The following is a 7,764-nucleotide window of genomic DNA, read 5'->3' as shown; positions in this document are numbered from 1 at the left end:
CCTTACTTATAGAAATCGCCGAAAAAGATTTAGTTTAAGGTTTAATCTGATTGCTGCTCTCTACAATTATGAGCTTTGTCTCCCCAAAATAAAATCTTCCTGAGCGACTTTTGCAAGAGGTCTATTGCACTTCATGTCTAGCAAGCTTTTAGACTTTTTGTAATCGTCGCTTTCAGCTTGGGCTGAATCGTCATACACTGATTTTGAACTAATGAAAGCGGTTGCCCTTACAGAAACGATGAGCGAAAGTAAGATATCAGAGATATTAGAAACCTTCGAGGCAGACTTGCTGTCGGAGTGGACTCAAGAACTAGCCACTGTGAATATTCGGAGAGGCTTGATTAAAGAAGCACAGCTAAAGGAGGAGTGCCGAGAATTCCTGAGTTTGTTTCGGATTGCCGTTGGGCGGGGCAACTTTACCAATATTCAGGCGGCGGCGTGGCAGGAGATGCGGGAGATGCTCAACAGCATTTCTCGATCGCGATCGCAAAATGGCTTCACACCCTCAGAAACGGCTATATTCGTCTTTTCGTTCAAGCAACCCCTCTTCAAACGAATGCGCGAGCAATTGCAAGACCCCATTGAGTTGGGTGAAAATATCTGGTTAGTCACAAACTTATTGGATCGGCTAGGATTGCTGACAATTGAAGTCTATCAAAAGGCGCGAGAAGAGGTGATTTTACGGCAGCAGGAAGAGTTGATGGAGCTGTCTACCCCCGTGGTTAAACTCTGGGAGGGAATTTTGGCATTGCCGATAATCGGTACTTTGGATAGTGCCCGGACTCAAATGATGATGGAGTCGTTATTACAGAAGATTGTCGAAACTAGTTCAGAAGTTGCGATCATTGACATTACCGGGGTTCCCACTGTCGATACCCTGACCGCTCAACATCTACTTAAGACTGTTACCGCCGCCCGTCTCATGGGAGCTGATTGCATGATCAGTGGCATTCGTCCTCAAATTGCCCAAACAATCGTCTATCTCGGCATTGATTTGACCAATGTAGTCACAAAAGCAACCTTAGCCGATGCCTTTCTGACGGCGCTAAAACGGTTAGGAACGACCATTACCCGCTCTCAATCCAAATAGGTGGAAGGAAGCAATGGAACGTATTCCTATACTCAAAATGGGCAATTTTCTACTTGTGACAATCCAGGTAGATATGCACGATCGCCTCGCCATAACGCTACAGGAAGACCTGACCAACAGCATTACTCAAACTCAAGCTCGCGGTGTCCTGATTGATATTTCGGGATTAGAGATTGTTGATTCCTTCATTGGTAGGGTTTTAGCCAACATTGCCAGAATGTCACGGGTGCTGGATGCTGAGACAGTTGTCGTTGGGATGCAGCCTGCTGTGGCAATCACCCTAGTGGAATTGGGGATGTCGCTGACGGGGATTCGCACTGCCCTAAACGTCGAAAAGGGTATGGCATTGTTGCGATCGTCACTCAATGAAACCACAAATCAAATCACTGCCACTAAATGGCGTGCAGATGATGATGCAGAAGACTGAAACGATTAACATTCAATCTTCTACAGATGTAGTTTTAGTTAGGCAGTCCGTGCGTCAGCTAGCCGTGGAAATTGGCTTTGGCTTAGTAGACCAAACTAAAATTGTTACCGCCGCCAGTGAGTTAGCCCGCAATACCCTAGACTACGGAGGGGGCGGCACAGTCAAGCTAGAAACGCTTCAGGAAGGGCGACGACGAGGACTCCGACTGACTTTTGAAGATCGGGGGCCGGGAATTTCCGATATCGAACTGGCGCTAAAGGATGGGTTCACAACGGGCAGCGGCTTAGGTATGGGGCTAGGTGGTGCCAAACGACTTGCCAGCGAGTTTGAGATTCAGTCTGTGGTGGGAGAAGGAACACGGATAATAATTGTACGATGGAAATAAAATGAGAGAATCTGTCGCCGTCACAATTACTGAATCTAGCCAGACTGGGGAAGCCAGACGGGCGGCGATGGCTTTAGCAACTCGGTTGGGTTTTCAGGAAACACAACGGGGCAAGGTTGGGATTGTGGTGACAGAAATTGCGAACAATCTGGTGCAACACGCCCACGGCGGAGTTGTGCTAATGCGATCGCTCAAGCAACATTCCAGAATTGGCATTGAAATCTTAGCGCTAGATAAAGGACGGGGAATGGTCGATGTGGATGAGTGTTTGCAAGATGGCTTTTCCACAGCCGGAACTTTAGGCAATGGCATGGGTGCAATTCGTCGTCTTTCTGGTTTATTAGAAATTTACTCCGTTCCCAACCAAGGAACAGCCCTCCTGGCTCACCTCTGGCCAGACTCAGCCCCCGATCAACCTGAGAAGGTTTTAGAAATGGGAGCGATCTGTTTGCCCAAACGAGGAGAAGAGGTTTCAGGAGATACCTGGGTCTGTGAAGTCGATTGTTGTCGTAGTCTGTTGTTAGTAGCTGATGGTTTAGGGCATGGCCCTGCCGCTGCCTCAGCAGCAGAAGCAGCCGTAAGAATCTTTCAAGAACATCTTCATAGTTCTCCTGGGGCGATCGTCGAAGCTGCCCACGCCGCCTTGCGAAGTACGCGAGGAGCAGCACTCGCCATTGCCGAAATCGACTTTGACCAACAGTCTATCCGCTTTGCCGGAATTGGCAACATTGCTGCCAGCATTTTCTCCTTTACTGAGCATCGCCATCTGTTATCTCACAATGGCACGGTGGGACATGAAATCCGCAAAATTCAAGAGTTTAGCTATCCCTGGTATGCTAACGGAGTTTTAATTATGCATTCTGACGGATTAGGCGCTAAGTGGCAAATCGATCGCTATCCAGGCATAATGCAAAAACATCCTAGCCTGATTGCAGGAGTGCTATACCGAGACTTTAACCGAGAGCGAGACGATGTGACGGTGTTAGTAGCGAAAGGAATGGGCAGTTAAGGGAGGGTGTCATCATTGGTGAACCAAATTTAATGAGTAATGAGTAATGAGTAATGAGTAATGAGTAATGAGTAATGAGTAATGAGTGGATTATTTTTTATTTTTCTTTCAATTTGTTGATTGAAGTTGTTAATATTTTAATAATTCTTTCATTCTCTTCTATCAGATTTTGAAATTTTGATTTTGACACCAACTCCGACTTTATCATTATTTTTATCCAAAAAAGGGTTTCATTGGCTTCCTTTAATGCTATAGAATACTTATTGATAAAGTCTTTATTTGATTGTGCATATTTAGCTTCTGAACAGTTTGCACCTATTGATGTCCCGCTTCTTAAAAATTGTTTAGACAAGATTTTACCAGCGTCGTCAAAAGGTCTTTTATTTAGCTCAGAATAAGCTTTGATAACTCTTATTGCAAAATTTTCTGTTCTTTCTTGAATACTGATATTTGCGTTATAATTAATCACGAGTAAAAAATGTGGTAATCAATTTTACTTTATAATTAATAGGTATTTACTTATTACTCATTACTCATTACTTATTACTTATTAATAATTACTTAAAGAACGCGAAAAATAACTAGAAGGTTTAAGAATTTTGAATTGGAGTGAAGCGACTTGACAATTGTTTTTACGATCGCCATCCAGTACGAACAGGATGTTGTGCAAGCTCGGCAACGAACTCGTGAGATCGCCGAGCAGTTGGGCTTTGATGCTCAAGATCGGGCGCGATTGGCGACGGCAGTTTCCGAAATTGCCCGCAACGCCTTTCAATATGCCCAAGACGGAACAGTTGAATTTTCTGTGGCGGGAGAGCCGCAAGCGTTTCTGATTCGGATTCAAGATCGGGGTGCAGGCATTCCTGATTTAGCAGACGTTTTGGCCGGACGCCACACCTCTGATACGGGAGCGGGGCTAGGCATCGTGGGCACGCGCAGGTTGATGGATTTCTTTGAGATTGAATCGCTGCCGGAGCAAGGAACAACGGTAACAATCGGCAAAAGGTTATCGAAGCGCACACCTACTTTCACCGATTCGCAATTGCAGCAGATTCGAGAAACCATAATTGGGCGATCGCCCGAAAATCCCTATCAAGAAATCCAGCAGCAAAACCAGGAATTACTCCGGGCTATGGCAGAGCTACGGAAGCGCGAGGAAGAACTGAGCCAACTAAATCAGGAATTGGAAGATACCAATCGCGGTGTGGTTGCCCTCTATGCAGAACTGGATGAAAAAGCCAGCTCCCTGCAACAGGTAAACGAGCTAAAAACCCGCTTTCTCTCGAACATGAGCCACGAGTTTCGCACGCCGCTCAACTCGATTTTGTCCCTCTCTCGGATGCTGCTAGCCCGGATGGATGGCGATTTGACCATCGAGCAAGAAAAGCAGGTGACATTCATCCAAAAGGCGGCAAGCGGATTATCAGAATTGGTCAACGATTTGCTGGATTTGGCAAAGGTGGAAGCTGGAAAAATTGAAGTGCATCCCAGTTCTTTTGAAGTTAGTGAATTGTTTGCCACGCTGCGGGGAATGCTGCGCCCATTATTAGTTCAAGGCTCCTCCGTGGCGCTGATTGTCGAAGAACCTGAAGGCATTCCACCGCTCTATAGCGATGAGGGCAAAATTGCTCAAATTCTCAGAAACTTTGTCTCCAATGCCCTGAAATTTACCGAGCGGGGAGAGGTGCGCGTCACCGCTGTGCAAACGGGTCATACCGTCACCTTCTCTGTATCTGATACGGGCATCGGCATTGCTCCAGGCGATCGAGAACGGATTTTTGAGGATTTTATGCAAATTGAGTCCCCTCTGCAAAAGCAGGTGAAGGGAACCGGGTTAGGATTGCCGTTATCGCGCAAGCTAGCGGAGCTACTCGGCGGCAGCATTTCGATGAAAAGTCAGCCAGGTGAAGGCTCTACCTTTACAGCCTTGATTCCCATCGTCTACCCAAATGCCACCGAATTGACCACCGGACTGCAACCAATCGCATCAGTTGAGCCAACTCGCCTGCCGATTCTGGTGGTTGAAGATCATCCAGAAACTCTATTTATTTACGAAAAGCATCTTCAGCAATCAATCTATCAATTGATTGCTACCCGCACCTTAGCTCAGGCAAGGCTTGCCTTACAACAATTTCAACCTGCGGTGATTATGCTAGATATTCTGCTGGAGGGGCAAAACGGCTGGACGTTCTTACGAGAAATCAAAGGGGATGAAACAACCCGCACTATCCCTGTACTCGTTATTACCATCGTTGATAACGAGAAGCAAGCACTGGCGCTAGGAGCAGACGGTTTTCTAATTAAGCCGGTAGACAGATTGCCGTTGTTGAACAAACTTAATAGGCTAATTACTGAGAACAAGCCTCAAAAAATCTTGTTAATTGATGATGACCCCGCCTATCGGTATTTGATAAAACAGTTGTTAATAAATACACCGTTGAGGATTTTAGAAGCTGCAAATGGAAAAGAAGGATTAGATTTGGCACAACGAGAGCAGCCAAACGCCATCATATTGGACTTGGAGATGCCAGAACTCGGCGGGTTTGATGTACTCAAGCAACTTAAAAACAATTCCGTTACTCAGTTGATTCCTGTGATTATTCACTCATCTGCCCAACTGGATGCAGAAGCGCAAAGCCAATTAGCGGCGCAAAGCATAGCCATTGTTTCCAAAGAAATAGGCTCTCAAACCACAGCGATCGCTCAACTTCAAGATGCGCTCGTCAAAGCCGGACTTGTTCTAGAGGTTTCAGGGAAAGGTCATGTCTGAGCCACGAGTTACGATCCTGCATGTTGACGATAACGAAGCCAATCGTTACGTTGTTACCCGGATCTTGCAAAATGCAGGCTTTAGTGTGGTGGAAGCGGCAACTGGAACGACAGGATTAGAAGCCGTTGCTAACTTTCAGCCTGACTTAGTAATTTTAGATGTCCAATTACCAGATATCAGCGGCTTTGAAGTCTGTCGCCAAATTAAGGCAAACCCGGAAACGGCTTTTATCCCTGTATTACACCTTTCTGCAAGTTTTGTCCAAAGCCAGGATAAAGCAGAAGGCTTGGATAGCGGAGCTGATGCTTATCTGGTGCAACCTGTTGAACCAATTGAACTGCTTGCCACTTTGCGATCGCTGCTGCGAATTCGCCGGGCGGAGGAAGTTGCTTTGTCCTCAGCGCGGGAGTGGCAAACCACCTTTGACTCGATGAACGACGGCGTTTCTTTGGTAGACCGAGAAGGTAGAATTATGCGCTGTAATCGAGCGATGATGCAGCTTTTTTGCAAGCCCTCCCACGAAATCTTAGGTTATGCCCACCACGAGCTGATGGGTGCAAAATTGGGAATCGGCGATGGCACTTGTTTTCGCCGTGCGAAAGAAACTCACCAACGGCAAATTCTAGAATTTCAGTCCCAAGAACGCTGGTTTGCCAAAACCATCGATCCGGTACTTGATGGGGATGGGACTCTCACTGGTGCGGTTTTCATTCTCTCTGATATCACCGAACGTAAACGAGCAGAAGCATTGCTGCAAGAGCAAAACGAACGCCTCAATCAATTGATGATTTCTTTGCAGCAACAGACCGAACAAGCGCAGCAAGCCAACCGCATCAAAGATGAGTTTCTGGCAGTGCTGTCTCATGAATTGCGATCGCCCCTGAATCCGATTTTGGGTTGGGCAAGAATTCTGCAAAAGAGTCACCAGGATGCAGCCAAAACTCAGTACGCCCTGGAAACGATCGAGCGCAACGCGAAACTACAAGCACAACTAATCGAAGATTTGCTCGATGTGTCGCGTATTCTCCAAGGTAAGTTGGCTTTAAACACAGTTCCAGTCGGTCTTACTTATACCATCAAAGCTGCCCTTGAAACCGTGCGGCTGGCTGCTGAAGCTAAATCTATTCAGATTCAAACAATATTTGAACCGAACGTTGGACAAGTGTTGGGTGATTCTGGTCGCTTGCAACAAGTTGTTTGGAATCTACTTTCTAACGCGATTAAATTTACCTCGCAGGGTGGTCGAGTAGAGGTGCGGTTAGAAACGATCGAGGATGAAGTAGATACTCATGCAGCGGAATACACTCAAATCACTGTCAGCGACAATGGTCGGGGGATCTCTGGTGACTTTCTGCCCTACGTGTTTGACTACTTTCGCCAAGCCGATGGGACAACGACGCGAAAATTTGGCGGGTTGGGGTTAGGGTTAGCGATCGTGCGTCATTTGGTTGAATTGCACGGCGGAACCGTTCAGGCAGCGAGTCCTGGAGAAGGGCAAGGAGCAGTGTTTACAGTCAAACTGCCACCGCTCGCTCCTTCAAAATTGAATCAAGTTGATACTGCCGATCGCGATCGCTCAGATGTCAATCTGAATGGATTGCAAGCGCTGCTTGTAGACGATGACAAAGATTCGCGGGAGTTTATTGCCTTCATGTTAGAACAGTACGGGGCACAAGTGACTGAAGTGGACTCAGCAGATGATGCTCTGAACAGTTTGATGCAAACAAAATTTGATTTGTTAATTAGTGATATTGGTATGCCCGATATGGATGGCTACACACTAATTCGTCAAATTAGAAAACAGTCACCCGATCGAGGCGGAGAAATTCCAGCGATCGCCCTGACTGCTTATGCGGGAGAAACCGATCGACAACAAGCACTAGCCGCCGGATTTCAACAGCATATTTCTAAACCAGTTGAGCTAGAAGTATTAATACAGGCTATTTTGACGATAGTAAAGGTTTAGCAACCTGAATTTTGCCTTATTTATTGAAGCTAATCTCTGAAATCATCTTTAGCATTGTTTCTGCGATCGCGGCGTTTAATAAACCTATTTTAAGTAAACGCTCATTCGTAATAGGTT

General features: G+C 46.3%; 7 protein-coding genes. 6 read left to right on the top strand and 1 reads right to left on the bottom strand.

Annotated features, from left to right (window positions below; translation table 11 throughout):
• Positions 1-211: 211 nt before the first annotated feature.
• From AC1F2U_RS18535 to AC1F2U_RS18520, 4 genes are read left to right on the top strand one after another with little or no spacing between them, the layout of a single operon-like run.
• Entirely contained in the window at positions 212-1,090 is an 879-nt protein-coding gene (locus AC1F2U_RS18535) for an STAS domain-containing protein (protein WP_480262431.1), read from the top strand.
• A 13-nt stretch (positions 1,091-1,103) separates the two neighbouring features.
• Positions 1,104-1,517, top strand: coding sequence for an STAS domain-containing protein (locus tag AC1F2U_RS18530; RefSeq protein WP_480262430.1), 414 nt, complete (start codon positions 1,104-1,106; stop codon positions 1,515-1,517).
• Positions 1,456-1,902, top strand: a complete 447-nt coding sequence (locus AC1F2U_RS18525; protein WP_480262429.1) for an anti-sigma regulatory factor — start codon at positions 1,456-1,458, stop codon at positions 1,900-1,902. Before AC1F2U_RS18530 ends, AC1F2U_RS18525 begins: the two co-directional genes overlap by 62 nt.
• 1 nt (position 1,903) lies before the next feature.
• Entirely contained in the window at positions 1,904-2,911 is a 1,008-nt protein-coding gene (locus tag AC1F2U_RS18520) for a SpoIIE family protein phosphatase (RefSeq protein ID WP_480262428.1), read from the top strand.
• Between the two features lie 97 nt (positions 2,912-3,008).
• Here the strand turns inward: AC1F2U_RS18520 and AC1F2U_RS18515 are convergent, their stop codons facing one another.
• On the bottom strand, positions 3,009-3,380 hold the full coding sequence (locus tag AC1F2U_RS18515) for a four helix bundle protein (protein ID WP_335182843.1): 372 nt from the start codon (positions 3,378-3,380) through the stop codon (positions 3,009-3,011).
• A 150-nt stretch (positions 3,381-3,530) separates the two neighbouring features.
• On the opposite strand from AC1F2U_RS18515, the gene AC1F2U_RS18510 reads away from it, so the two are divergent.
• Together AC1F2U_RS18510 and AC1F2U_RS18505 are read left to right on the top strand one after the other, a co-directional pair.
• Positions 3,531-5,681 (top strand): ATP-binding protein, encoded by a 2,151-nt coding sequence (locus tag AC1F2U_RS18510; RefSeq protein ID WP_480262427.1) that lies wholly within the window; start codon positions 3,531-3,533, stop codon positions 5,679-5,681.
• The gene (locus AC1F2U_RS18505; RefSeq protein ID WP_480262426.1) at positions 5,674-7,647 is read left to right on the top strand and encodes a hybrid sensor histidine kinase/response regulator; all 1,974 of its coding nucleotides are present in this window, start codon (positions 5,674-5,676) and stop codon (positions 7,645-7,647) included. The genes AC1F2U_RS18510 and AC1F2U_RS18505 overlap by 8 nt, the downstream gene beginning before the upstream one ends.
• The last annotated feature ends 117 nt before the right edge of the window (positions 7,648-7,764 follow it).

It is taken from the genome of Nostoc sp. LEGE 12454, from assembly GCF_056620565.1.
This window is presented reverse-complemented; position numbering and strand designations above follow the sequence as displayed.